The organism is Crenobacter oryzisoli (assembly GCF_030385785.1).
Taxonomy (GTDB): Bacteria; Pseudomonadota; Gammaproteobacteria; order Burkholderiales; family Chromobacteriaceae; genus Crenobacter_A; species Crenobacter_A oryzisoli.
The window spans coordinates 51,054-74,976 of sequence record NZ_JAUEDK010000014.1 but is presented as its reverse complement, the minus strand read 5'-3'; the positions used below and the strand labels follow the sequence as shown (position 1 = coordinate 74,976).

Below are 23,923 nucleotides of genomic sequence, written 5' to 3'. Positions count from 1 at the left end.
ATTCAGCAGCTCCGTTTTGGGCTTGGCCAGTCTCTCGACAGTAAACTATCGTCAAAAAAAATGCACAGCGGCCATCGATTGACCCGTCTGCGCCAAGTATACTGCGAGACTTGATGCGGAAGTCGTCGAAAAAAATGAGCAGCTTCCGCACTCGGTGCGTCGTCAACCCTCGGAGATCCCCTGCAAAATGGACATTGGAAGCCGCGTCAAGCAGGTGCGCGAACATTACTCGCTGTCGCAGCGTGAGCTGGCCAAGCGGGCGGGGATGGCTAACGCGACCATTTCCCTCATTGAACAGAACCGTGTCAGCCCGTCGATCAGCTCCTTGCTGAAGCTGCTGCAGGGTTTCCCGATGTCGCTGACCGAATTTCTGACCTTCGGCGACCCGCCGCAGGAAGACCCCTACATCTTCCGCTCCGAACAACAACCGGACTTGGGCCGCGACGGCCTGAAGCTGCTCTTGGTCGGCGCCTCGGCGCCGCGACGCCAGATGCGCATGCTGCGCGAGCTGTACGCGCCGGGCGCCGACACTGGCAAGGAATTGATCGTCCACAAGGAAGGCGAAGAATGCGGTGTGGTGGTGCGCGGCACAATTGAACTCACCGTCGACGGCAATGTCAGTGTGTTGACGGCCGGTGAAGGTTATTACTTTCCGAGCACCCTTCCGCACAAGTTCCGCAACATCGGGCAGGAAGAGGCGGAGATCATCAGCGCCAACACGCCGGCCAACTTCTGACCACCCTGCCATAACGAATTCTTCATGTACGCAGCAATCGCCACCGACCTCGACGGCACCCTACTGGATGCCGGAGAGACCATCACCACCTTCACCGCCGAGACACTGCGTGCCGCCGCCACACGCGGCATCGAACTGATCATCGCCACCGGCCGCCATGTCCGAGATGTGCGACGGCTGACCGCCGATCTGGGCGTGCCGATCAGCCTGATCACCACCAATGGCGCCCGGGTGCATGACAGCGACGGCACCTTGCTGTTCGCCGAGAACCTTGCCGCCGACCATGTCCGCACGCTGATCCAGCCCGAGTTGGCGCGCGGCTCACTAATGAGCCTATACCTGGACGACCGGCGCTTGAGTTGCGTGCACGAGGGTTACGAACTCAGAGAAGGTGAGCCCGAGCTGGGAGAGCGGCAAGCGGACCTGTCGCAGCATAGCGGCGAAGGTGTGGCCAAGGTGCTATACACCGGCCGTCCCGCGCGGCTGGCCGAGATCGAGGCGAACATCCGGCAGCGCCTTGGTGAGCAGGTGGCGGTGACCTATTCGCAACCGGACTATCTGGAAGTGATGGCGGCCGGCATCAACAAAGGCCAGGCGCTGTCCAGCCTGTTGGCGCGGCGAGGCATTGATCTTGCGCAGTGTGCCGCCTTCGGCGACGGGCTGAACGATGCCGAGATGCTGCAGGTGGTCGGCCATCCATTCCGGATGACGAATGCCAACCCCCGGCTGACCGCCCTGCTGCCCAGGGTGCCCGAGGCCGGCCACCATGACGAGGCCGGCGTGGCGCACCAGATCCGCAAGGCGCTGGCACTGATCTGACGCTCATCCCCGATCACCATCACCCCAGGCCGGCATTCGGCGGGTACCGTCAGTAACAAGGTTTGTCAGCGGCTCACATTATTGAAGGGCGATGCCAAAGCCTCGCCCCCTACACCAAACAGCCTTTCGACCAACCACATTTCCCTGCTTTTGGTGCCGGGCTGCGCTAAGATGCCAAGCCATGAGGCATGTAGATAAGCAAACAATGAAATTTGGTTATTTGATCGTTGTGGCGCTGCTGGCAGGCTGCACCGCGCTTCCCACCGTATTCCACTCCAGCAGCAGCTACCCCAGGCTGAGTGCTGATGAATCTCAGCGCATCGCCACCACGCTTGATCATTCCCGACAGGCCGGCAAGATGTCCGACGGCGACTACCGAGCCTCGATGAGGCTGCTGGCCGACGTACAGGGCGGCAAGCCGCTGTCTGAGAACCAGATTTCGCAGCTGAGCAGACTGAAAAGCCTGGCCGCCAAGCAACGCGAGGACGAGCGCCGGGCCCAAGAGCAGCGCCGCCAACAGCTGGTCGAAAAGAAACGGCAGCAAGACGACGAAGCGGCGAAGAAGGCCCAATACCAGGCCGATTTTGACGCAATCCAGACCCCCGAGGACGGCACGGCCTTCATCAAGAAATATCAGGGCAGCTTCGACCCGGACAACCTGACGAGCCAGGCGCTGAAACGCGGGTTCGACCGGGAAATCCAGCAGAAGAAAGAGTGCATCGACCACGACGGCCAGGTGATCGCCAAGCAGCAGAAGCTCATCGCCACCGGCGGTTCGGCCGACAAGTCGGCGCTGTATTACGCGAAGGCCAATCAGCTGGTCTGCAAGAAACGCCTGATGCAGCTGTTGACGACCTGTGCCAAGGACAAGATCTGCCGCTGAGCGTCAGCCGCAGGTCTATCCCCTCCCCTTTAGAGACGACGAACTCCATGATTCAAGCTGCCCTCCTGCACGACGCCGACATCACGCTCGAGCGCCTGCGCGCCTTGTTCCAGCAAGCGGCGATCCGCGCCGAACTCGACGAAGACGGTGATTTGGCCGTCTACCCGGGCGAACTCAAAGCCTTCGTCCACCTGAACGAAGCCAACCGGCAGATTCGCTACGTCGCCTACTATGGCATCGACGAGAACGCACCGCGCCTCGACAAACTGGAATTGCTGAACCGTATGAACCGCGAATACATCTTCGCGCGCTTCGCCCTAGTCGATGAGGAAGCGATTTCGGCCGACTTCTATCTGCCCTTCGAGGGCGGCGTGTCCGCCGAGTTGATCGTGGAGTCACTGCAGTTGTTCTGCGTCGCGGTGCCGGCGGCAATTGCCGCCTGCGACGAAGCTCGCTTGATCCAGTAAGGCGCTGCCTGCCCCATGCCGACGCGACGCCACCCTAGCGGTGGCGTTTTATTTGCTGCCCGAATCGATGGCCAATAGCCAGTTCGCCCCCGCGTGACGGCTTTATTGCCTTGCCGAGAAGCTGACCGTCAGCGTGCCCAGCTCGCCAAAGCGGATCGACACCTCCTCCGCCACCGGCAACTCGATCACCCCCGCATAGGACCCGGTAATCACGACCTGGCCGGCGACAATGCCTTGCCCGCGGCCGCGAAGAAACTCGACCAGCCAATACAGCGGCGCACGTGGGTGACAATTGGGGTGGCGGCCCTCGTAGTGCTGCGACAGCGATGCAGAGTCCAGCCGCAGCACGATATCGCTCGCCTCCCTCGCCTGCTCCGCATCCACTTCGGGACCGAGATACAGGCCCTGGTTGACCAGGTTGTCGGCGAGCATGTCGGCGAAACCGGCGCCGGCCGCATCGCCGTAGCGGCTGTCGATCAACTCCAGTGCCAGGTGCGTACGGACGATGGCCGCATCGACCTCGGCCGGCGTGTACGGCTCTTGACGTGGCGGCAGGTCGCTCCCGAAAACGAAGGCTAGCTCTGGCTCGACCCGCACCCTACCTGCACGTGCCCACACGGAGCATGGGCTGTCCAAACAAACGGTATCGGTATAGATCGGCGCGGCAACGAGGCGATCGGGCGCCGGCAGCCCGCACTTCCAGCCGGCAATGCCCGCGCCGAGTCGAACGGTGACGGCTTTCTGGATCGCCAGCGCCATGTCGAGATCACCCGGGCGGCAAGCGTCCGGCAAGAGCGGGCCCTGCTCCCCTCGCAGGCGGCGTGCCGCGAGAATTTGCGCGGCGGCACTAACGGCATCGGCTCGGTCGGTCATGGTGGCTCCCTGTGTTTTTCCGGACTGCTTCATTTACGCCTTTGCGGCCGATAGCGCAAGCCAGCTCGCTCGCGACTGGTTTAACCGCCGTCGCTTCCACCCAGCTTGTCGACCCCTTCACGATTGGCTATAGAACACTGCAACGGGCTGCCCGGGTATCGGCAGTGCCGACGAGCAGCATGCCCCCCACCTCGGGCCAATGGCTCCCAAGACAGCTGGATCGGTACCCATCCGTTGTCTCTTACGGAGGTGATCTATGCGATTTCTAGTCAAAGTGAACATCCCGGTCGGCGCTGGCAACGCCCTGGCCAAGACCGGCAAGCTTGGTTCAACCATCCAGGCCATCCTTGACGACTTGAAACCCGAAGCCGCCTATTTCACCGACGACAACGGCCAGCGAACCGCCTTCCTGTTCCTCGAGATGACCGATGCCTCGCAAATGCCCGCGATTGCCGAGCCCTGGTTCCTCGCGCTACATACCAACATCGAGTTCCACCCGGTGATGGTGCTCGAGGATCTGGTCAAGGCTGGCAGTTCCATTGAGGCGGTCGTCAAGAAATACGGCTGACTTCTAACCATTAACCATATCGACACCTTGTCCGAAAACGGCAAAGCCCTCCCCCGTGCAGGATGGCAGGGGCTGGGCTTTAGAGCCTCCTTCGCTTACGGCGGCGTCGACCGTCCCCACCAGCCACCACCGAGCGCCTGCAGCAGCGCAGTGCTGTCGGTATAGCGATCAGCTTCGGCCTGGACCCGGTCGAGCCGGGTCTGCAATTGCTGGCGCTGTGCATCGAGCAGCGCCAGTTGACTGATGCCACCGGCACGATACTGCTGCTGGCTGATCCGGTAACTGGCGTCGGCCTGATCGGCTGCGTTGGCGCGGGCCTGCAGGGTGCGCGCGTCGTGATCGAGCGCACCGAGCGCGTCGGCGACCTGCTGTAGTCCCTGCAATACCACTTGCTGATAGGCAGCCGCCGAAGCGTCGTACGCTGCCAGGGCCGAACGGCGTTTGGCCTGCAGCTCGCCACCGTGGAAGATCGGCTGCATCAGGTTGAGCCCTAGGCTCCAGACGTTGACACCATTGCCGACGTCACCAGAGCGGGTACGCTCCGAACCGAAGCTGCCACTGAGCGTGAGCTTGGGATAGAGGTTGGCGGTAGCAACGCCGACGTCTGCGCTTGCCTGGTGCCATAGCGCCTCGGCAGCTCGGATGTCGGGGCGCTGCCTCGCCAGGCTTGATGGCAGGGTCAGCGGTAGCTCGGCTGGCAGCTGCAGACTGGCGAGGTCGAGCTCGGGCAGCTCGACCTCGGCCGGCGGCTTGCCGAGGTAGACCACCAGTTGGTGGTCGGCCAGCGCCAGCTGCTTCTGCAGCGGCGGCAGCTGCGCGGCGGTTTGTGCAAGCAGGCTCTGCTGGTTCTGCAGATCGAGCCGGGCGATGCCACCGGCGCGGTAGCGCGCCGCCATGATATCGAACTGTTGCTGCTGCGCGGTATACAGCGACTGGGTGACGACGATCTCCTCCCGCAGTGCCGCCCGGCGGATCGCGGCGGACACCACGTTGGCCGAAAGGCTCAGCCGGGCCGCTTCCAACTCGTAGCGCTGGTAGTCGACCAATGCGAGCAGCCCTTCGAGCGCGCGGCGGTTGGCACCGAACAAATCGAGCGTGTAGCCAACGTTGACGCTGGCATTGAACAGATTAAACGGACTGGTATTGGGGGCGTTGGGAATGCCGAATGCGGCAGTGTTTATCTTTTGGCGGGAGGCGCCGAAGCCGGCGTCGATGGACGGGTAGCGCGTCGCACCGGCCTCGGCGAGGTAATCCTGCTGTGCCTGGACGAGCTTGGCGCGCGCTTCGGCCAACGTCGGGCTGTCGGCCAGCGCAACACGCACCAGGCGGTCGAGGGCCGGCGAGCGGAACAGCGTCCACCATTGATCCGGCACGTCGGCCGCCGTGTCGAAGTGCTGCGCCACGCCGCCCGGACCACCCGCGGCGACCGTTTCGCCCGGCTGGCCACCCGGCAAATAGCTATGGGTCACGGGGCCTGCCGGCGGCGTAAAATCGGGGCCTGCCGCGCAACCGGCGAGTGCGACGGAAACCAGCAATATGGACACGCGCATATCGCTCCCTCGCCCTTCAGTCCAAGGTTCGACGGTAACACTTCACCGCCACCGTCATCACCACCACGGTGAACAATATCAACGGCCAAACGCTCGGCCACAGGTCGGCCCAACCGTTGCCCTTGAGCAGGATGCCGCGGATCAGCCGATTGAAATAGGTCAGCGGCAACGCGCTGCCGATCGCCCGCGCCCAGCCAGGCATGCCCTGAAACGGGAACATGAAGCCCGACAACAGGATGTTGGGCAGGAAATAGAAGAACGTCAGCTGCACACCTTGCAGCTGGTTCTGGGCCAGTGAAGATAGCGTGATGCCCACCGTCAGATTGGCGGCGATGAACAGTAGTGCCGAGAGGTAGACTGCCGCCACGCTGCCGGCGAACGGTACATTGAACACATAGCGCGATGCCACCAGAATGATGGTCGCCTGCACCAGGCCGATCGCGATGTAGGGGATGATCTTGCCGCTGATCACCTCCAGCGGGCGCACCGGCGTGGCGAGCAGGTTCTCCATCGTGCCGCGCTCGTGCTCACGTGTTATCGCGAGGCCCGTCATCATCACCATCGTCATTGTCAGAATCACCCCCATTAGGCCGGGTACCACGTTGTACTGGGTGATGCCCTCGGGGTTGTAAAGCCGGTGCACCTGCACGTCGAAAGCCGGTTGGCCGCCCGCTAGAGCCGCGAGTGGGCCAATCAGATCCTTGTCGGCGACCGACTGGGCAAACTGCTGCACCGCCGCCAGCGCAAGGCCGGTGGCAGTCGGATCGGACGCGTCGGCCTCGACCAACAGCGCCGGCCTCTCGCCACGCAGCAGCCGGCGGGTGAAGTCGACCGGGATGTCGACGACGAACTGCACCTGCCCCTGCGCCAGCGCCGCCCTACCCGCCTCCTCGTCGGGCAGCTCGCCGACAATGGTGAAATAGTCCGAATTGCGCAGCGCTGCGACATAACTGCGGGTGAACTCGCTCTGGTCGGCGGCGATGATCGCCGTCGGCATGTGCTTGGGGTCGGTATTGATCGCAAAGCCGAACAGCGCCAGTTCCAGTAACGGGATGAGGATGATCATCGCGAAAGTGACCCGGTCGCGCCGAAGCTGCAGAAACTCCTTTAGCACGATGCTCCACCAGCGCACCACCGAAAACCCGTTGCGGCTCATCGTCCGGCTCCCAGGGTATCGGCGAAGTTGTCGGCAGAGCCGCGCATCAGAAAGATGAACACATGCTCAAGACCGGTCCTCTCCGCTTCCAGCCTTAGCGCCTGCCCTTGAGTGACGGCTCGTAGTGTACGCTCGAGCGCGGCGCCGTCGCGGCCGCTGACATGCAGCGCCGAGCCGAACGCCACGGTCAGGTCGACACCAGGCTGGCCGCGCAGTTGACGCGACAGTTCGACCAGCCGATCGGCGTCGCCATGAATCGCCCAGGTCGACAACCCCTGGCTTTCGATCACCTCGGCGGCAGTGCCTTGTGCCAGCAGCGCGCCGTACGAAATATAGGCGAGCTTGTGGCAGCGCTCGGCCTCGTCCATGTAGTGGGTGCTGACCAGCACGGTGATGCCCTGTGCGGCCAGCTCGTGCAGCTCCTCCCAGAAGTCGCGCCGTGCGGCCGGGTCGACGCCGGCGGTCGGCTCGTCGAGCAGCAACAATCGCGGCTTGTGCAGCATGCAGGCGGCCAGCGCAAGGCGTTGCTTCCAGCCACCGGACAATGTGCCGGTCAGCTGCTGGGCCCGCGAGGTCAGCCTCAACCCTTCCAGCGCCTCGTCCACCGCCCGCTTGCGGTCGGGCATCTCATACAGGCGCGCGACGAAGTCGAGGTTCTCGCGGATGGTCAGATCGTCCCAATACGAGAACTTCTGCGTCATGTAACCGACGTTGCGCTTGATCTGGTCGCTCTGTTTCAGGATATCGTAGCCGAGACAGCTGCCGGAGCCCGAGTCGGGGGTGAGCAGGCCGCACAACATCCGGATCGACGTGGTCTTGCCGCTGCCGTTCGGGCCGAGGAAGCCAAGGATTTCGCCGCGCTGGACCTGTAGGCTCAGATCGCGCACCACATGCTTGTCGCCGAAGCGCTTGTTGAGGCCGCGCACGTCGATCATGTACGACAGATTGGCCGAGTCCTTCATTGCAGTGCTACCTCCACCGGCTGGCCAGGATGCAACGTCGGCGCATCGGCCACCGCCGGGTGCGCTTCGATCAGGTAGACCAGCTTGGCGCGGCTCTCGTTGCTGTAGATCACCGGCGGCGTGTACTCGGCTTCAGTCGCGACATAGGTAATCTTGGCCGGCAGCGCCGCCTTGCAGCCGTCGCAGCGCACCGACACCGCCTGGCCGACCGCCAGCCGGCCAAGCACCGGCTCGGGCACGAAGAAACGCAGCTTGATGTTTTCCGGCGGCAACAGCCGGACCACCGGGCTGCCGGCCGGCACCCATTCGCCGGGCCGATACATTGTGTCGAACACCCTGCCGGAACGGGTCGCCATCACCGCCTTCTGGTCGAGTTTCCAATCGGCCTGCGCCAGCGCAGCACGCGCGGCAGCAACCTGGGCGGCTTGGGCTCGCAGCTGCTCGTCGCGTCCGGGCAGCTTGCCGACGATCAGCTGGCTCTGAAGTTCGCGCACCTGCGCGGCGCTCGAGTCGGCGCTGGCCTGGCTATCGTCAAGCTGCGCTCGTGCGATGCCGCCTACGGCGTATTGCTCACGGTCGCGTGCCAACTGTAGTGCGGCCTTGTGGGCCTGTGCTTGCGCCTGTGCCAGCTGCGCATGGATCACGTCGAGCTCGGGCGGACGCTTGCCGGTCTGCAGGTCCTTCAACTGCGCCTCGGCCGCCTCGAGCTGACGCCGCGCCTGCTGCTGTGCCGCCGCCTCGTTAGCCGACTCGAGCGCAAACAGTGGCAGCTTCGCCGTCACCTGCTGCCCGCGCTGCACCAATAGGCTATCGAGCCGACCCGCTTGCGACGACGCGACGTAAACGAACTCCCCCTCGACATAGCCCTGGAAAGTCGCCTGCGTTGACTCGCCGCAACCGGCCAGCAAGGCGATGAGTAAGAGAGCCACACAACGCATCGGCAGTCTCCGTAAAAGCTAGCGGGCAGCCAGCCCCGACATCAGCAGCGCGACTACATGGCGTTGCAGCGCGTCGCGCCCCAGGCCGGCCAATGGCGGCACGCGCTGCCAGGTTCGGGCCGTGGCAAGCGGCAACAATGTCAGCCCCAGCACCGACAGGAACACCAGCCGCGGTTCAATGGCCGGGTTGATCTGGCCGGCACGCTGACCCACCGCCACCCGTTCGGCCAGCCATTGCAACCTGTCGAACGGCAGGCGCGACAGCATCCGCTCGCGCAGCAAGCCTCCCTCGTTCAGCACCTCGCGCACCCACAGCGGCGGCAACCAAGGTTGGTGCTCGGCGCTGTCGATCAGCCGCTCGACCAGGCCGATGACCAACTCAAGCGCGTCGGCCTCCCCCTGCCCGACCGTGCCGCCCCAGACATAGGCAACGATGCGCATCACGCGCTCGTCGACCACCGCGTCGAGCAGTTGATCACGGTTGGTGAAGTAGTAATGCACCATCGCCGGCGTCACGCCGGCCTGCGCGGCGATCTTCCCCATCGTGGTCGCGGCGATGCCCTCGTCGGCAAACAGCGCGGTCGCCGCGTCGAGCAACTGCTCGCGCAGGTCCGGATGAGCCTGATCCGCAGCGGGGCGCCCCGGCGAGCGAGGTGCAGCAGAACGCTTGATCATGGTTCAGACTAATTAACGAATTAGTTAATTTCAAAGTGCAACAGCCGGACGGTCGGCATCTAGCCCTGCCCAAGGACAGTCTGCCTACGGCCTTTGAACAAGTTTCCAAGCGAGGTTTGGGTGTGCGCACGGCGCCAGAGAAGCCTCATTGGAGTCGCTAACAAAAATCCTACTACTTGTACTGTCTGCGTCGACGCGCCTTGTCACAGACATTGCACTGAATTTTGTTAGCAGCCCTCACTTCAAACACATTTCCCAAGGCTACTTGCAAATACATTAGAATAAATTCACCAGTCATTTCTAATGCTTTAATTACCAATTATTACGCAAAGATTACTGCTCTAAATAGGGACATCTTAATGTTGAAAAATCTCAATGTCGGCTCGCGGCTGGCCATTTTGCTTGGCGCGCTAATTGTGCTGATGCTCGCCATTGTGGGCGCCAGCGTCTCAGGAATGACTGTCATGCAGGACAAGGCGGACATCGTCATTTTCAACCGCCTTCCCAAGATTCTGCTGCTTCAGCAAGGACAGGCCAGCATCAGCGATATTCGCGTTGCCTTGCGTGACTTGGCCCTCGCCTCTACCCCAGAGGAAAAGGCCAGTGCCAAGCAAAAAATCCAAGACTCCAGAGCCGTGATCGGCGATGTCTGGAACAAGCTCAAACCCGCGCTCGTCGACCCCAAAGCCATAGAACTCTTTGAACAAATACAAGCGAGTCGGAAATCGTATATCGAGATCCAAAATAACATCATTGCGTTGAGCGAGGCCGGCAAAACCGGCGAGGCCCAGAAGGCCTTGACCGACACCGCCAAAGTGGCCCAGGACTACCAAGAGCTGGTCAAGCAATTGGCGATGCGTCAGGACGAACTGGCACAACAATCAGGACAAGAGGCCCATGACACGTCCCATCGTGCCCGTACCATCCTGCTCATCAGCAGTGCCATTGGCATTGTCCTGGCCCTTGTGCTGGGACGCCTCATTTCGAAAAGCATTACTCATCCGCTCACCCGTGCGGTCGACGCGGCCAATCAACTCGCTCAAGGCAATCTGTCGATCCAGCTCCAAGCAGATACGCGGGATGAAACGGGTCGGCTGCTGAAGGCCTTGGATCAAATGGCGAGCAAGCTGTCTCAAGTGATCGGGGAGGTCATTACCACCACCGGCGTCGTTACGGACTCGGCAGCGCACCTGTCGACTGCCGCGAAACAAGTCGCAATCGCGACGGAAGCCCAAGCCAATGCCACCACGTCGTCGTCTGCGGCCGTCGAGCAACTATCGGTGAGTATTGACCGCGTGTCGGTCTCAGCACAGGAGGTCAACACCAAAGTCAGCGAAGCCGGGGATCTTGCGATGACGAGCGTGGGCAACGTCAACTCGGCGACCCACCAGGCCAAGACGGTGGCCGAGTCGATCGATCTGTCCGCCGATGAAATCGGGACCCTGTCCCAGTCCGTGCTGCAGATTGGCGATCTGGCAACGGTGATCAAAGACATTGCCGACCAAACCAACCTGCTGGCGCTCAATGCCGCTATTGAAGCGGCCAGAGCGGGTGAACAGGGACGAGGGTTTGCGGTTGTGGCGGATGAAGTGCGCAAGCTCGCAGAGAAGACCACCGGCTCGGTTCAGGAAATTGGTGGCATGATCCAATCCATCCAAAATGGCGCCACCCATGCCGCGACCGGCATGCAACACAACACTACCGTCGTCAACGAAGTCGTATCGCTGTCGGAAGAAACCCGATCCTCCATTCAAGCGGTCCAGGACGCCTCTACCCAAGTCTCTCAACTCATCAGCGAGATCGCCAACGCACTTGAAGAGCAAAAGGCGGCATCGGTGAGCCTGGCGCAGAATGTAGAGGCAATTGCCCAGATGTCCGAGGAAAACACAGCGGCCGTCAACTCGGTCGCCGAGACGTCGCAAAATCTCGCGGCCACCGCAAAACGGCTCGAAGCATCCGTGAGCTTCTTCAGACTCGGCTGATCCTCCCAAGCCAACATCGCCGGCTCAACAGCCGGCGATGAAACGGCCCGGCCTAGGTCTGAATACGGTAAACAAGACGCTTCGGGGTAAACCTCCCAAGTATTGGCAACAGGGAGCGGCTCCGCACGCTACCCTGCTGGCCCCCACCCCCTCCCCTAAACAACACTACTAGAGCGTCGCCAGGATGTTATCCAAGGCATCGAGCAGCATGTCGGCGTGCTCTTGGGCAAACACCAATTGTGGCCGCACCTTGAGGACGTTACCGGCCGGGCCGGTGGCGCTGATCAGGATGCGTTTGTCGCGCAGCGCGTTGACGATACGGCTGGTCTCGTTGCTGGCCAGGGTCTTCTGCTGCCGGTCCGACACCATTTCCACCCCGATAAAGAAGCCTACGCCCCTCACGTCGCCGATCAGCGGGTATTTTTCAGCCAACCGCTCAAAACCGGCCTTGAGATAAGCACCGGTATCGCGTGCATTCTGTTGCAGGTCTTCGTCGTGGATAACATCCAGCACCGCCATGCCGGCAGCGCAGGACACCGGGTTACCACCAAAGGTGTTGAAATAGCGCACCTTGCTGCCGAAGGCATCGATAATCTCGGGCCTTGCCACCAGGCCGGCGATCGGATGGCCATTGCCCATCGGCTTGCCCATGGTAACGATATCGGGCACCACCCCATGCCGCTGGAAGCCCCAGTAGTGGCCGCCGGAGCGGGCAAACCCGGCCTGCACCTCGTCGGCGATGAACACGCCACCGGCAGCGCGGATCGCTTCCGCCGCGCGGGCAAGATAGCCCGGTGGGTCGGCAAACACGCCATCGCTAGTGAACAGGGTATCCACCAGTAGCGCGGCCGGCTGGATACCGTGGCGCTGCAAATCCTCGATGGCCGCCTGCACGTGGCGCACAAAACGCTCGCCCACCGGTTCTTCTCCATGGCGGTAGCCATCGGGCGGTGGCACGGTGCGCACATGTGGGCCAAGTGGCACGCTAGGGCCAAAGGCCGGCGAGCATTCGGCCACGCTGTGGGTGACACCGTGATAGGCATGGTTGCTGACGATGACCCCGCGCCCACCACTGACATTCCAGGCCAGGCGCAGCGCCAGGTCGTTGGCCTCGCTGCCGGTACAGGTGAACATGGCCTGGCTGATTGCAGCCGGGAAAGTGGCCAGCAGCCGTTCGGCGTACTCCAGAATGGTTTCGTTCAGGTAGCGAGTGTGGGTGTTGAGCGTGGCGGCCTGACGTGCGATGGCTTCCACGACACGCGGATGGCTGTGTCCCACCGAGGCCACATTGTTGTAAACGTCGAGATAGGGCTTGCCGTCCGGGTCGTACAGCCACACGCCTTCGGCGCGCGTCACATGCACCGGGTGCTCATAGAACAGGCGATAAGCCTTGCCGAGTGACTGCTGGCGGCGCTGGATCAGCACCTGCTCGCGTGCAGGCAGCTGGCTCGACGTCGCCGGATCGAAAGCGTTCACCATCCGTTGATCTTTGCTGCTCATGCTTGTCCTTTCATGCCGCACACCTCTCGCAGATAGGCCACCGCCTGCCGGCGGCTGATGGCCAGCAACCGCTGCATGCCATCCCAGCTCAGGCCGTTATTGCGCAGGATGTAGGCGCGGTTCTCCGGATGCTTGATCGCCCGCCAGCCGGTGATGGTGACGGTCATGCACAGCCGGGTGAGGATGAGATCGTAGAGCAGGTCCACCTCCTCCGACATCAGCGGGTTGACCGCGTGATAGGCGCCAATCATCGGCGCTGCGGTGTCCAGCGGGTTAGGGTTGGTGGACAGCTGGTAGGAGCACGCCACGGCAAGCTCGTCTATCAGTGGCGCGTGCACCATGTCCCCGAAATCGATGATGCCGACAGTGGTGACCTGATCCTGCGGGTTTACCAATACGTTATGGGGGTTGAGATCGTTGTGGATCACCTGCCGGCGCAAGCTGGCCAGCTTCGGCTGCACCTCGGCCTCGAAGTGCGTCAGCCAGCTCGCCAGGACATCGCGCTGGGCGCAGGGCGGCGTCTGCAGCAGCAACGACTGCAGCTGCTCAGCGTACTGAATATCCCACAACAGATGGTGGTGGGCGGCAGGATGAGCAAAGTCGCTCATCGCCCTATCCAGCAGCGCCAGCGTTTCCCCCAGATGGCGGCGCTGCGCCTCGCTCCGATTGATCTGATGCAGCGGTTGGCCAGGCAGATAGCTGAGCAGGCGCAGCACGCGCTCGCTGCCATCGCCCATCGCCACCGGGCCATAGGGCGTGCCATCCAGCCGAGGAATCACCTGTGGAATGGGCAGCGAGGGATCACGCCGGATAGCATGCAACAGCGCCAGGGTCTGAAAATCGGTGACCTCACGGCTTTCCGCCGGATGGGTGAGCTTCAACACATACTCACGGCCATCCTCGGCCCGGATGTGGAAGTTCTCGTCGCGCTCGCTGTTGCGTGTGGATGCCTGGCCGCGAACGCGGTAATACGTCCACAGCAACGAAGCAACTTCCTCCTGCGTTGTTGCCTCTGCCCTTGTCGTAAACAGCGGGTTGCTCAGCACTTCAGACATGCTGACCACCATTGATGTGAATTTCTGCCCCATTGATGTAGGAAGAGTGGCCGGAACAGAGAAAATGAATCGCCTCGGCCACTTCCTGGGGCGTGCCTAGCCGATGCATAGGGACATCCCGTTCGACGATGCGCGCGGTATCCGGCGAAAGAATCGACGTGTCGATTTCCCCCGGGGCAATGGCATTGGCACGGATGCCATGTGGCGCAAACTCGTGCGCAAGCTCCCGCGTCAGCGCGGCCAACCCGGCCTTGGAGGCGGCATAGGCCACGCCGGCAAACGGATGCACGCGCGAGCCGGCAATCGAAGTGACATTGACAATGCTGCCCTGCCCTTTCATCAGCTCGGGAAACAGCGCACGCGCCAGCAGTGCCGTCGAGACGAGATTGACGTTCAACACCCGAAGCCAGGTATCGGCATCGCTGTCCAGTACGCCAAGTCGTGCCCCATCCGGCCCCTTGGGCGAAATGCCCGCATTGTTGACCAACGCGTGCAGCTCACCATCTGGCAGCCGGTTTCTGACCTCGGCCACCAGCCTGTCGAGACCATCGAGGTCGGCAAGATCAGCCTGCAGATGGCTCTCACGCGCCATCGGCCAGCGGCAGGTCTCGGAAAAAGGTTGCCGGGAAACTGTCAGGATGTGCCAGCCATGCTCCTGGAACAGTTTCACCGTGGCATGCCCGATGCCCCGGCTAGCGCCGGTAAGCAGCATGTAACGCTTGCGCTCGGGCCGACTGTTTTCGCTGTTATCCATCGCCTTATCGCTCCCTGGTGAAGTTACGCCTCACAAATCCTACCTGGTGGCAGCTAGATTTGTATATGATGCATCATATTTATTGCATGAAAGACGTGCAATGACTTGCTCACAAATCCGACACAAGCCCGGATAACCGCGACATACTTGCCGCCATGACATACGAACTACCCACACTGGAACACGACAATCTAGGAAGCACGGTTTATCGCCTGATCTGCGAAGCACTGATACAGGGCCGCCTCAAACCGGGTGACCGGCTCAGGATCCGAGACATGGCTGACAAGCTGGGTACCAGTGTCACCCCAGTGCGCGATGCCATCCTGCGCTTGGTGCAGGAGCAAGCACTGACCATGAAATCGGCCCGCGATATCCGTGTACCCTTCATGACGCTGGAGCGCTACCTGGAAATTCGGGCGATTCGCGTGAAATTGGAGGGATTGGCCGCAGAGGAAGCGGCCAGGCGGGCGACGGCGGAGGACATTGCCCGCCTGCAGACCATCGTGGCCATGAACCGGCAAACCATGAAGGCCGGGGATATCGAAGCCGGCTGCGACCTCAATCAGCAGTTTCATTTTGCACTGGTAGAGATAGCGGACATGCCGTTTCTAAAGGGCATCCTGTACCGCATCTGGCTGCAGATGGGGCCCTTGATCTCGGCAGTGTATGGCGAGGGCGGCATGGACATGATCGACTATCACCCGCCGGTCATCACCGCCATTCAGCGGCAGGATGGTGCGGAAGCAGCCACGGCAATCGGTGAAGACATCGTCAGTGGCGGACAGGCTATCTTGCGCCATCTGCAGGCGGCCGCAGGCGGCACACAACAGTAAGTGGCGATACAAGGCAATGTCAGAATTCGCGAAGCCCGTCGAATTGGGCCGTGCTAAAAGCGATGTATGCCCTGTCACTCGCTCGAAGGCTACAATGACTGACCTTGCCCAAGCGGATGCGCCTCGGCCGAAGCTGTTGGCGGGGCTCTATCGTGAAACCGGCTGCTAGTAAGCGAGAAGCTGACATTCGCGGGGGAAGAAAGTGGAAGCCTTCTTTGCTGGTGCTCACCGGCTGCCCCCGCCCCACTTCCGCCTTTGGAATCCGCGCCACTTCTATGGCAGCTTATTAGGATTGGCCAGCTTGGCCAATCGCCGCTACTGGCCCAGCATGGTGAGAGCCTCGCGTAAAGGCTCGAGCGAGACCGTAATCACCCCATCGAGCGGCGTGTTCATCTCAAGGATCAGAAATATTGCGCCGGACGTGGATAGTGCGCCCAGAAACAACGCAACTATGACTGTCGCGTTGGCAGGTGCAGACAGGCCAAATGCACATAAGATAATGGCGAGCCACAACACCAGTGATATCAGCAACGGTAAGGGGGGCGAACCCGAAGCTTGCAGCATCGCAAGTTGGCGTGCGTTCAGCACTTCACCGATGATCTGGATGGCGCTTGCCTGCAATTGACGTTGCACCTCGCTGCGTGGCGACAGGGCCTCCAGCTTGAGCTGAAGGCTTTCCGCCCGCCTAAGTGCCTCGAGGCCGCGAAGTTTTGCGAGCTGTGCAGGTTCGGCGGAAGCGATTATCTGGATCGTCATGCCAACCCTCTGCTTATACAGATCACGAACCCCCTTCGTTTCCGGACCATATTTGGCAAGAACGCGATCGAGGAAGATGATGCTGGCGGCACTGTGCACGACCTCATTGCTCACGGTATCGAATGTGTTTTTCGCCGACGAAACCAGCAGGCCAAGCACTAACGCAGCCATCGTGGCTATCAGACCGACCGCCAGCTTTACGGCACTGATTGATTCATCGCTAAGGTGGTGCTCTGGCAACTTGGTGCGCAGATACAAACCAAACAACGCGCTGCCAAATACACAGGCAAACACGACCAAAGCGGTCTCGACGTGGCTCATTGCCCTACCCTCCGTCCCCGCTCACAATGAAAAGCCCGGCATGCGTCGCGATCTGATCATCTTCTGCCACGGCCTTCGTGCCCAGTGCTCCCCCTGGGATGGGCACTCACCAAGGGGGCAAACGTGCCAGTCAGGGATCATCGCTTCTGGGGGTAATGACGTGTTTCCTGATTTGCTGGTGCGCATCACCTGCGAACGCTCGATAACCCACACTCATCCAGAATATATAGCTCCCCCTGGTTTGGCATACCCACATTTGCCTTTGGTCCAATATACGCGGCGATGCCGCTGAGATGCCCATGAGTACGTTCGCCGACCAACTGGAAGAAATGTTCCTCAGCGACAATGTGACCTGCCTGTCCTCCAAGTTCGCCGCCACCCTGACCGGGCAGGACGCCGAGCTTTGCTCGACCGCCCTCGAAAGCTCGTTGCTCGCGGTGTGCTGTTCAGCAACGCCTCCAGATGAAGGGATAATCCGCGCTGCCGTCCAAGGCGTCGGCCTGGCCCAGCACATGGAGCTCGCAGTGCGCCGCCAGCTGGAGGATGGCGAATTGGTGCGCGTGCTGCAGCCCTGGTGCAGGCCATTTCCCGGCTTCTACCTGTACGTGCCGTCGCGCGAGCAGATGACGAGCAAGGTACGGGCGCTGATGTACTTTCTCGTGGAAAAACGCAGCGTGTTGGCTGCTCAAGCGACCAAGCCGTAATGTCGCTTGCTTTTTAAGAGCCGCTAACAAAATTCAGTGCAACGTCTGCTGCAAGGCGCGCCGACGCAGACAGTACAGGTAGCACAGCAAGGAGACGTAACGTCTGCAGCAGGATTTTTGTGAGCGGCTCTAAATACGAGGGTCTCTGCGAGAGGCCGGTGCACGCCACGGAAAGGCGCCCTCCCAGGTATTGGCCATAGCTTTGCCGCCGGGTGCCAGCGTCTTTCCCCACGGAAACACCGTGCTCGCGCCTCCGCGCGCCGCATACTCGAACTCGGCCTCCACTGCCAGTAAGCGAACGACAAGGCGATGCGCCGGCAGGAGCCAATCATTCGGTATCATGGCACCAAATGAGCTAAAGCCACTCTAATCGGTTTCGTATGTCGAAGGCTGCTAACAGGAATAATTCTCGTGAAATGCCATAAACGCTTGTTCACCACACTATTTGTCATGGCGCTTTGTCCGCTGGCTAAGGCTGATGTGGCCCAAGCAGCCCATGACGCCAAGGAAGCAACCGTGCATGCCGCCAAGAAAACTGGAGAGATCGCGAAGGAAGCGGCTCACGGTACCGCTCATGCCGCCAAGACAGTCGCCCATGGCGTAGCAAACACGGCGCACAAGGGCTATCAGGCAACCAAGGTAGCAGTGCACAAGGCGACGCATTAGTAAAAAACGGCGGTCGGCTTCAAGCCGACTACTGCCATGTTTTTGGCATGCACCTTCTGGGCAAGCCTCCTGCTCAACCCGCCACGCCCTGCCATTTCCGTTCGATCTCTGCCCTCTGCGGGCTCTTCGCAAAGTCGCGCAGAAACTCATTCACCTTGGCGAGCAACCGCTCGTTCTGTCGCCCAGTTTGACCGGCATTTGGGTCCGAATGGAAAAAGCTGGGCTAATCCACCACCAACGCGACAGCATCGACAGCCGCCGTCTCATCATTTCCCTCTCCCCCATGGCAGGGAGCTTACCGCTCAAATTTCTCCTTTAGCGACGCAATGCGATGAACAGATCGAGCGTCATCTCGGCAAGGAACGGTTGTCTCTGCTCATGGACCTACTGACTCAACTCGAGACCTTTCCCACCCCGATCAGCCTGGATCTGCTTTAAACGACACTTATCCACCCTCCAAGCGTGTATCCGCACGGACTGCCTCGTTGCTGGCGATCGCCACAGACAGGCGCTGGATACGACGAGGCCCCGCCCTAACCGGCAGGGTTGTTGGGGCCTGGGTGTGAGATCATTGCGGGATTGTTTCCACAGCCGCCCCATCCCGCATTATTGCCTTACCGCACTGAAGCGACGCACAGTCCCGGTAAGCCTCGCCTTCTGTGACGGCGCAACCAGCAGAGTCGCGATGCGGGGTTTGGTGAGCGGCCCTAACCGATGAGATGCCCATGAGCACGCTAGCCGACCAACTGGAAGAAATGTTCCTCAGCGACAAAGTGACCTGCCTGTCCCCCAAGTTCGCCGCAGCCCTAACCGGGCAGGATATCAAGCTTTGCTCGGCCGCCCTCGCAGAGCTCGTTGCACGCGGCGTACTGTTCAGCAATGCCTCCAAGAGTTCCAACGAGGGAGGCGAGGTTTCGCATCAGACCACCTACTTCCTCCGCGAGGACTGAGCAAGCTCTCCTCAAGAATGCAAAGCCCCATGTCAGGGACATGGGGCTTTCATCTTCGGCGACAGGCAACACATCGAAATCAGCGATTAAGACTGGCAGCCCGCGACAACGCCGGTTGCCTCTGGGAATGCCTAGGCACTGCGCGGTTCGAACAGGTCGGCAGAGGAGCCCACCGGGGCGGACGCCGACCGCGCAGCCATCCAGCGATCCAGCACGGCTTCGGCACCGACGGGAAGATGCAGCTTGAGCTTGCTTCGACGCCACAGGATGTCTTCGGCCTTGCGTGCCCACTCGACATCCATCAGGTAACGCACTTCCGCCTCGTAAAGCCCCGGCAGGATTTCCCCCCCCAGGCCGGCCAGGTCGGTCGCCTCGCCGATTACGATGCCAATGCGGCTGCCATAGCTGCGTGCATAACGGGTCAGGAGCGGCAGCGGTAGCCACGGGTAGCGCTGGCGGGCATCGGCAAGGAAGGCCTCGAAAGTGGGCTGGGCCAAATCGCCACCGGGTAGCGGCACGGCGGCCGTCCAGGTCGGCGAATGCACACCCAGGCTCTTGGCGAGCTGGTCGACCGCCTGTTCGGCCAATTTGCGATAGGTAGTGATTTTGCCGCCAAACACCGACAGCAACGGCGCGCCGTCGACGGTATCGAGTTCTAGCGTGTAGTCGCGAGTGACACTGGCAGCGTTGGCCGACTCGTCGTCGAGCAGCGGGCGCACGCCCGAGAACGTCGACACCACGTCTTCGGGATCGATCTGCTTGGCGAAATAGCGGTTGCTCATCTCGCACAGATAGCGCACTTCATCGTCGTCGATGCGCACTTGTGCCGGGTCGCCTCGGTACTCGACGTCGGTGGTGCCGATCAGCGTGAAGTCGTTTTCATACGGGATCGCGAAGATGATGCGCTTGTCGGGGTTCTGGAAGATATAAGCGTTCGAATGGTCGAACAGCCGGCGCACGATGATGTGGCTACCCTTTACCAGCCGCACTGACTTCGATGCGCTGCGGCCGATCACGTTCTTCAGCAGCGTGTCGACCCACGGACCGGCCGCATTGACCACCGAACGCGCTAGCACGGTACGGGTCGCGCCCCCCTCCTCGCGCAGGGTGCAGCGCCACAGCTCGCGTTCGCGCTGCGCGAACACGCATTCGGTACGGGTCAGCACCACCGCGCCGCGTTCGGCGGCATCCTGGGCGTTGAGCACCACCAGCCGCGCATCCTGCACCCAGCCGTCCGAGTAGGCGAAGCCGCGCTTGAAGCCGGGCTTGAGCGGCAGGCCTGCCGGGTGGCGTTCGAGGTTCAGCGTCTCGGCACCAGGCAGCAATTCGCGCTTGGCCAGATGATCGTACAGGAACAGGCCGGCACGAATCATCCACTGCGGGCGCTGCGACGCATCGTGCGGCATCACGAAGCGCAGCGGCCCGATGATGTGCGGCGCGGCTTTCAGCAGCACCTCGCGCTCCTGCAGCGCCTTGCGTACCAGACCGAATTCGTAATACTCGAGGTAGCGAAGGCCGCCGTGGATCAGCTTGGTGCTGGCCGACGAGGTGTGCTGGGCCAGGTCATCCTTCTCGCACAGCAGCACGGACAGGCCCCGCCCCGCCGCATCGCGCGCGATGCCCGCCCCGTTGATGCCGCCGCCGATTACCAATACATCGTAGATCTGACCGTTCACGTCCTGTTGCTCCCGCCCTGAGGCTTCAACCCATTTTCATTCGTTCGGCCAAACGCCGAGCGTTGCTGTTATCGCGGCGAACGGCAACCGTCGCCCTAATCGAATGCTAGGCGATAACGAACATTTACGCAACATAAAATGTTGCTTTAATGATCATTTTTGTTCTTTATTTGTTGCATTTACCAGAGAGCAGACATTGGATCGAGCCAGCCCGAACAGTAACCAGACAAAAACAACAGCAATTCCCACCCCCCAATAGAAAAGCCCGCCACGAACGCGTCGGGCTCAGAAAGGGCCGCGTCCAAACGGACGCGACGGGCAACGTCAGGCCATCAGCAACTTGCTGTGCAGCAATGCCGCCAGCACGCCCCCCGTCAGCGAGCCGACCACCGGCACCCACGCGTAGCCCCAGTCGCTGTCGCGCTTGCCGCTGATCGGCAGCAGCGCGTGCATCAGCCGCGGCGCCAGATCCCGCGCCGGGCTCATCGCGTAACCGGTGGTGCCTCCTAGCGACACGCCAATGCCCAGCACTAACAGACCGACCGGCAGCGCGTCGATCGCGCCGAGCGATACTTTGGGCGACACCATGTGCAACACCGCGAACACCAGTACAAAGGTGGCGATGATCTCGGACGCCAGGTTACCCGGTAGGCTGCGGATCGCCGGACCGGTGCAGAACACCGCCAGTTTGGTGTCGGCGCACTCGGTGGTCTCGAAGTGATGGCGATACATCAGCCAGACCAAGAAGGCGCCAGCCATGCCGCCAGCCATCTGGGCAGCTACATAGCCCGGCACACTGGCCCAGGCGAACTTGCCCGCCACCGCCAGCGCCACGGTGACCGCCGGGTTGAGATGGGCGCCGCTGTATGAGGCGACACAGAACACCGCGACGAACACCGCCATCGCCCAGCCGAAGGCGATCACGATCAGGCCGCCGTTCTGGCCCTTCGTCTTGTTGAGGATGACATTGGCGACCACGCCGTTGCCCAGCAGCACCAGCAGGGCCGTGCCGATGAATTCGGCAATCAATGGAGTCATGGATAGGGTTCCCGACTAAATAGTACGAACTCGGAGTCACTGACAAAAACGCAGCGAGGTGACCCGGCGTCGCCGCCCACGACCGAATTGGCGCAAGGTGCGGCGACACGGGAAGGGATGGTGACGGCGCTTAAGCGTCGGCCCAGGCGACGGCGGCGTTGACTGCACGCTGCCAGCCGGCGACACGCTGCTCGACCGTTTCGGGCTGCGCATCGGGACGGAAGCGCTGGTCGAGCTGCCACTGACCGGCGATGTCGTCGAGGCCCGACCAGTAGCCCACCGCCAGGCCGGCGAGATAAGCGGCGCCGAGCGCAGTGGTCTCGATCACCTTCGGGCGGATCACGTCGATACCGAGGATGTCGGCCTGGAACTGCATCAGCAGTTCATTGACGGTGGCGCCGCCGTCGACACGCAGCTGCGGCACGGCGATGCCGGCGTCGGCTTCCATCGCGCGCAGCACGTCCATGGTCTGGTAGGCGATGCTCTCCAGTGCGGCACGGGCAACATGCGCGGACGTGGTACCGAGCGTGGCACCAAACAGCGAACCGCGCGCCTCGGCGTTCCAGTGCGGTGCGCCCAGGCCGGCGAACGCCGGCACCAGGTACAGGCCGCCACTGTCGGCCACCTGCTGCGCCAGCGCGCTGACCTCGTGCGAGTGGTTGATGATCTTCAGCCCGTCGCGCAGCCACTTCACCACCGCGCCGCCGATGAAGATGCTGCCTTCCAGCGCGTAATGCACCTCGTCGCCCAACTGCCAGGCGACGGTGGTCAGGAGGTTGTTGCGTGACACGGTCGGGGTGGTGCCGGTGTTCATCATCATGAAGCAGCCGGTACCGTAGGTGTTCTTCACCATTCCCGGCTCGATGCACTGCTGGCCGAACAGCGCCGCCTGCTGATCGCCAGCGATGCCGGCGATCGGGATACGTGCGCCGAACATCGTTTCCGGCACATGGCCGTACACTTCGCTAGACGAGCGCACCTCGGGGAGCATGCTGCGCGGAATGTTCATCATCGCCAGCAGCTCGTCGTCCCAGCCCAGGGTATGGATGTTGAACAGCATGGTGCGCGAGGCGTTGGACACATCGGTGACGTGCACCGCGCCGTGGGTGAAGTTCCAGATCAGCCACGAGTCGACCGTACCGAAGGCGAGCCGGCCCTGTTCGGCCTTGGCACGCGCACCCGGTACGTTGTCGAGAATCCAGTTGACCTTGCTGCCGGAGAAATAGGCATCGACCTGCAGGCCGGTCTTGGCGCGAATCGTCTCTCCCAGACCTTGCTCCTTCAGCCCGTCGCAGAATGCCGCGGTACGGCGGTCCTGCCAAACGATGGCGTTATAGATGGGCTGGCCGGTCTCGCGGTCCCAGACGACGGTGGTCTCGCGCTGGTTGGTGATGCCGATGGCGGCAATGGCAGGGCTTCCCAGCCCGGCCTTGGCCAGCGCCTCGGCAGCTACGCCGGCCTGCCCGGCCCAGATTTCCTGCGGGTCATGTTCCACCCAGCCCGGTTGCGGGTAGATCTGGGTGAACTCCTTCTGCGCCATTGAGACGATGTGGCCCGTCCGATCGAACAGGATGGCGCGCGAGCTGGTGGTGCCCTGATCAAGCGCCAGGATGTACTGTTGTTGCATGGGTCTGCTCTCCTTTGCACATCAACCCGCCGGTCGCGCTGTGCTCGCACGATCCGGCGGCCAAAACCGGGATGACTCCCGAAACCCCTGTCCCAGGGTGACGTCGATGACAAATTAATGTTGTTTTATGTCGCATCGGCATTCTATATCGGTAAATTGCGACATGAAAGAAAAATATAAAGAACACAAAAACAACATTCAAGAACAGTCTAACGCTCCCGACAAACGCTTGATTGCACGGGCAAATCCACTTTCATCATGGTGGGAAATCTGAGACAGCGTGAGCGGCAGAAGATGGAAGGACGACTGAAAAGCCAACAAAAGGCGGGTCGAACCGTGTGAACACGCGTGCCTATGGCAGCGCCTCTCCGGGCGGAACGCGAGGGGTGTCTGCGAGCGGCCCGCCTTGCACGGGAGAAGGCCGCTCGGGGATA

Annotated in this window: 24 protein-coding genes; 10 read left to right on the top strand and 14 right to left on the bottom strand. The window is 61.8% G+C overall.

The features are described 5' to 3' along the window. Positions 1-187 precede the first annotated feature (187 nt). The 4 genes from QU481_RS09895 (at position 188) to QU481_RS09880 (ending at position 2,905) form a co-directional block, all read left to right on the top strand. Complete coding sequence (locus QU481_RS09895) at positions 188-736, top strand: cupin domain-containing protein (protein WP_289829800.1); 549 nt, start codon at positions 188-190, stop codon at positions 734-736. Positions 737-760: 24 nt separating this feature from the next. Further along, positions 761-1,555: a Cof-type HAD-IIB family hydrolase gene (locus tag QU481_RS09890; RefSeq protein ID WP_289829799.1), complete on the top strand. Its 795-nt coding sequence runs from the start codon at positions 761-763 to the stop codon at positions 1,553-1,555. Between the two features lie 205 nt (positions 1,556-1,760). Further along, positions 1,761-2,438, top strand: a complete 678-nt coding sequence (locus QU481_RS09885; RefSeq protein WP_289829798.1) for a hypothetical protein — start codon at positions 1,761-1,763, stop codon at positions 2,436-2,438. 47 nt (positions 2,439-2,485) lie between these two features. Next, on the top strand, positions 2,486-2,905 hold the full coding sequence (locus tag QU481_RS09880; protein ID WP_289829797.1) for a type III secretion system chaperone family protein: 420 nt from the start codon (positions 2,486-2,488) through the stop codon (positions 2,903-2,905). Between the two features lie 102 nt (positions 2,906-3,007). Here QU481_RS09880 and QU481_RS09875 read toward each other — a convergent pair whose 3' ends face one another. Further along, positions 3,008-3,778 (bottom strand): 2-keto-4-pentenoate hydratase, encoded by a 771-nt coding sequence (locus QU481_RS09875; protein ID WP_289829796.1) that lies wholly within the window; start codon positions 3,776-3,778, stop codon positions 3,008-3,010. Positions 3,779-4,034: 256 nt separating this feature from the next. On the opposite strand from QU481_RS09875, the gene QU481_RS09870 reads away from it, so the two are divergent. After that, entirely contained in the window at positions 4,035-4,346 is a 312-nt protein-coding gene (locus tag QU481_RS09870) for a DUF3303 family protein (protein WP_289829795.1), read from the top strand. Positions 4,347-4,441: 95 nt separating this feature from the next. Here QU481_RS09870 and QU481_RS09865 read toward each other — a convergent pair whose 3' ends face one another. Genes QU481_RS09865 through QU481_RS09845 form a run of 5 tightly spaced genes read right to left on the bottom strand, consistent with a single transcriptional unit; the run spans position 4,442 to position 9,627 of the window. Then, positions 4,442-5,896 carry an efflux transporter outer membrane subunit gene (locus tag QU481_RS09865; RefSeq protein WP_289829794.1) on the bottom strand — a complete coding sequence of 485 codons (1,455 nt, stop codon included), beginning with the start codon at positions 5,894-5,896 and terminating at the stop codon, positions 4,442-4,444. 16 nt (positions 5,897-5,912) lie between these two features. Then, positions 5,913-7,052, bottom strand: a complete 1,140-nt coding sequence (locus QU481_RS09860) for an ABC transporter permease (protein ID WP_289829793.1) — start codon at positions 7,050-7,052, stop codon at positions 5,913-5,915. After that, the gene (locus tag QU481_RS09855) at positions 7,049-8,014 is read right to left on the bottom strand and encodes an ABC transporter ATP-binding protein (protein WP_289829792.1); all 966 of its coding nucleotides are present in this window, start codon (positions 8,012-8,014) and stop codon (positions 7,049-7,051) included. The genes QU481_RS09860 and QU481_RS09855 overlap by 4 nt, the downstream gene beginning before the upstream one ends. Next, positions 8,011-8,952 carry an HlyD family secretion protein gene (locus QU481_RS09850; protein ID WP_289829791.1) on the bottom strand — a complete coding sequence of 314 codons (942 nt, stop codon included), beginning with the start codon at positions 8,950-8,952 and terminating at the stop codon, positions 8,011-8,013. Before QU481_RS09850 ends, QU481_RS09855 begins: the two co-directional genes overlap by 4 nt. 18 nt (positions 8,953-8,970) lie before the next feature. After that, positions 8,971-9,627, bottom strand: coding sequence for a TetR/AcrR family transcriptional regulator (locus QU481_RS09845; protein WP_289829790.1), 657 nt, complete (start codon positions 9,625-9,627; stop codon positions 8,971-8,973). Between the two features lie 359 nt (positions 9,628-9,986). Between QU481_RS09845 and QU481_RS09840 the strand changes: the two genes are divergently transcribed. Continuing rightward, positions 9,987-11,609, top strand: coding sequence for a methyl-accepting chemotaxis protein (locus QU481_RS09840; protein ID WP_289829789.1), 1,623 nt, complete (start codon positions 9,987-9,989; stop codon positions 11,607-11,609). 168 nt (positions 11,610-11,777) lie between these two features. Here the strand turns inward: QU481_RS09840 and QU481_RS09835 are convergent, their stop codons facing one another. The 3 genes from QU481_RS09835 to QU481_RS09825 are packed head-to-tail and all read right to left on the bottom strand — an operon-like array spanning position 11,778 to position 14,918. Further along, positions 11,778-13,109 (bottom strand): aspartate aminotransferase family protein, encoded by a 1,332-nt coding sequence (locus QU481_RS09835; RefSeq protein ID WP_289829788.1) that lies wholly within the window; start codon positions 13,107-13,109, stop codon positions 11,778-11,780. Further along, positions 13,106-14,164 (bottom strand): phosphotransferase, encoded by a 1,059-nt coding sequence (locus tag QU481_RS09830; RefSeq protein ID WP_289829787.1) that lies wholly within the window; start codon positions 14,162-14,164, stop codon positions 13,106-13,108. Before QU481_RS09830 ends, QU481_RS09835 begins: the two co-directional genes overlap by 4 nt. Further along, positions 14,157-14,918, bottom strand: a complete 762-nt coding sequence (locus tag QU481_RS09825; RefSeq protein WP_289829786.1) for an SDR family NAD(P)-dependent oxidoreductase — start codon at positions 14,916-14,918, stop codon at positions 14,157-14,159. The genes QU481_RS09830 and QU481_RS09825 overlap by 8 nt, the downstream gene beginning before the upstream one ends. A 155-nt stretch (positions 14,919-15,073) precedes the next feature. On the opposite strand from QU481_RS09825, the gene QU481_RS09820 reads away from it, so the two are divergent. After that, positions 15,074-15,751, top strand: coding sequence for a GntR family transcriptional regulator (locus QU481_RS09820; protein WP_289829785.1), 678 nt, complete (start codon positions 15,074-15,076; stop codon positions 15,749-15,751). Positions 15,752-16,066: 315 nt separating this feature from the next. Here QU481_RS09820 and QU481_RS09815 read toward each other — a convergent pair whose 3' ends face one another. Next, a complete protein-coding gene (locus QU481_RS09815; RefSeq protein ID WP_289829784.1) occupies positions 16,067-16,828 on the bottom strand; it encodes a bestrophin-like domain in 762 nt (253 codons plus the stop codon). Positions 16,829-17,127: 299 nt separating this feature from the next. Between QU481_RS09815 and QU481_RS09810 the strand changes: the two genes are divergently transcribed. Beyond that, positions 17,128-17,532 (top strand): LysR substrate-binding domain-containing protein, encoded by a 405-nt coding sequence (locus QU481_RS09810; protein WP_289829782.1) that lies wholly within the window; start codon positions 17,128-17,130, stop codon positions 17,530-17,532. A 129-nt stretch (positions 17,533-17,661) separates the two neighbouring features. Here the strand turns inward: QU481_RS09810 and QU481_RS24045 are convergent, their stop codons facing one another. Then, positions 17,662-17,874 carry an SUMF1/EgtB/PvdO family nonheme iron enzyme gene (locus QU481_RS24045; protein WP_494337227.1) on the bottom strand — a complete coding sequence of 71 codons (213 nt, stop codon included), beginning with the start codon at positions 17,872-17,874 and terminating at the stop codon, positions 17,662-17,664. A 69-nt stretch (positions 17,875-17,943) separates the two neighbouring features. Here QU481_RS24045 and QU481_RS09805 point away from each other — a divergent pair, with 69 nt between their 5' ends. Both QU481_RS09805 and QU481_RS09800 read left to right on the top strand, forming a co-directional pair. Then, positions 17,944-18,198 carry a hypothetical protein gene (locus QU481_RS09805; protein WP_289829781.1) on the top strand — a complete coding sequence of 85 codons (255 nt, stop codon included), beginning with the start codon at positions 17,944-17,946 and terminating at the stop codon, positions 18,196-18,198. 725 nt (positions 18,199-18,923) lie between these two features. After that, positions 18,924-19,148 (top strand): hypothetical protein, encoded by a 225-nt coding sequence (locus QU481_RS09800; protein WP_289829780.1) that lies wholly within the window; start codon positions 18,924-18,926, stop codon positions 19,146-19,148. Between the two features lie 131 nt (positions 19,149-19,279). On the opposite strand, the gene glpD is transcribed toward QU481_RS09800, so the two are convergent. The 3 genes from glpD to glpK all read right to left on the bottom strand — a co-directional run bounded on the left by glpD (position 19,280) and on the right by glpK (position 23,489). Beyond that, positions 19,280-20,824 (bottom strand): glycerol-3-phosphate dehydrogenase, encoded by a 1,545-nt coding sequence (gene glpD / locus QU481_RS09795; RefSeq protein ID WP_289829779.1) that lies wholly within the window; start codon positions 20,822-20,824, stop codon positions 19,280-19,282. Between the two features lie 324 nt (positions 20,825-21,148). After that, on the bottom strand, positions 21,149-21,862 hold the full coding sequence (locus tag QU481_RS09790; RefSeq protein ID WP_289829778.1) for an MIP/aquaporin family protein: 714 nt from the start codon (positions 21,860-21,862) through the stop codon (positions 21,149-21,151). A 130-nt stretch (positions 21,863-21,992) separates the two neighbouring features. Next, a complete protein-coding gene (glpK, locus tag QU481_RS09785) occupies positions 21,993-23,489 on the bottom strand; it encodes a glycerol kinase GlpK (protein WP_289829777.1) in 1,497 nt (498 codons plus the stop codon). Between the last annotated feature and the right edge of the window lie 434 nt (positions 23,490-23,923).